This window comes from Enterococcus sp. FR204 (genome assembly GCF_031143325.1).
GTDB classification, from domain to species: domain Bacteria; phylum Bacillota; class Bacilli; order Lactobacillales; family Enterococcaceae; genus Enterococcus_B; species Enterococcus_B faecium.
Genome location: NZ_JAKZIW010000107.1, coordinates 1 through 798 on the forward strand (window position 1 = coordinate 1; position 798 = coordinate 798).

1 pseudogene is annotated in these 798 nt (G+C 34.1%); it reads right to left on the bottom strand.

Annotated features, from left to right (window positions below):
* Positions 1–373: 373 nt before the first annotated feature.
* Positions 374–798 (bottom strand): annotated as a pseudogene (locus RG571_RS12015) (glycoside hydrolase family 28 protein); the annotation flags it as partial.

Consider the following 798-nt stretch of genomic DNA (forward strand, 5'->3'; position numbering starts at 1 on the left):
GGGAGTGTTTCCCGATTCGTTTTTGGCTGCCGTAGCAACTTTTATACCATATCAGAGAGCCAAGCGATTGTCAACTCTTTTTTAAAAGTTTTTTTCGATTCCGTTTTTCGAAATCTTTCAGCAACTCATTTATCATAACTTATCGTTTGTTATTTGTCAAGAACTTTTTTAAAGTTTTTTTCGATAGAATCAAGCTTCGCAAGTGGTTCTTTTTAACGACTTAGTTATCTTATCACGTCTAAAAACATGTGTCAACTCTTTTTTGGAATTTTCATAAAATGTTTCAATGAAGCGCGACAACGTTGTTTAATATATCATTAAAAAAAATAAAGGTCAAGCTAAAATATTATTTAAGCTTGACCTTATTATAATTTCAACGATTGTCAAAAGTATTGTTTGCAGCTGTATTGCCAGTTTCTATAGATAAATCACAGCTTTTGAAACATAAGTTTTGTACTGCTTCGATTCGCCCGAATTCTTTTGCAGTTATTTGGCAATGAGAAAAGCAGACATCTTCTATAGGCTTTTCAGGAAATGCTACTAAATCAAAAGCTCGGGAAGGAAGTGAGTAACCTGGAGAAAGGCATGCCTGTACGTTTTTGATGTGTATGTCTTTGACTTTCGTCATTTGCTTTGATTCAGGTATTTCTTCAGCCACCGCTTGCCAACTTTCTGGCATTTGAGCAAGGTCATTGCTATTTTTTCTATTGTATTCATTATGCCAGTCCATTATCCAAGAAAAAGGAAATTGTACATCAATCATATTCAGATTTTCTACCCTGATATTTTCGATCACTC